This window comes from Streptococcus sp. HMSC062H02 (assembly GCF_001813005.1).
Taxonomy (GTDB): domain Bacteria; phylum Bacillota; class Bacilli; order Lactobacillales; family Streptococcaceae; genus Streptococcus; species Streptococcus oralis_S.
The window spans coordinates 139,219-139,519 of the sequence record NZ_KV811121.1 but is presented as its reverse complement, the minus strand read 5'-3'; the positions used below and the strand labels follow the sequence as shown (position 1 = coordinate 139,519).

Here is a 301-nt window from a genome sequence, read left to right as displayed (position 1 = left end):
CTTCACGAATGCTAAAGTTGATTTTCTCTACGCGAGTTTCGTCAGTATATGTCAACGGATACTCTGGCAGGGCGTCTGCTTTTGGCGCTTCGTTCGGTACCATGCTTGGTTTAGCTGTGCCGACTTTGACAATTTGCGTTACTGGAGCTAGAGTTTCCTCGTTAGACAACTCTTGGCGGTCGACAACTTGACCGTTGGAACTGTAGACACGGGTCTTAATCGTACGTTCACCCTCAACACCTGGTGTTGCAATCTGGCGGGCATCTTGAACAAGCTCATCGGTTTCTTCTTCACGAATGCT

Annotated in this window: 1 protein-coding gene; it reads right to left on the bottom strand. The window is 48.5% G+C overall.

Annotated elements, in window-relative coordinates; all coding sequences use genetic code 11:
• Window positions 1–301: G5 domain-containing protein (locus HMPREF2885_RS05485; RefSeq protein ID WP_186822455.1), on the bottom strand; the 301-nt coding region annotated here is incomplete at both ends.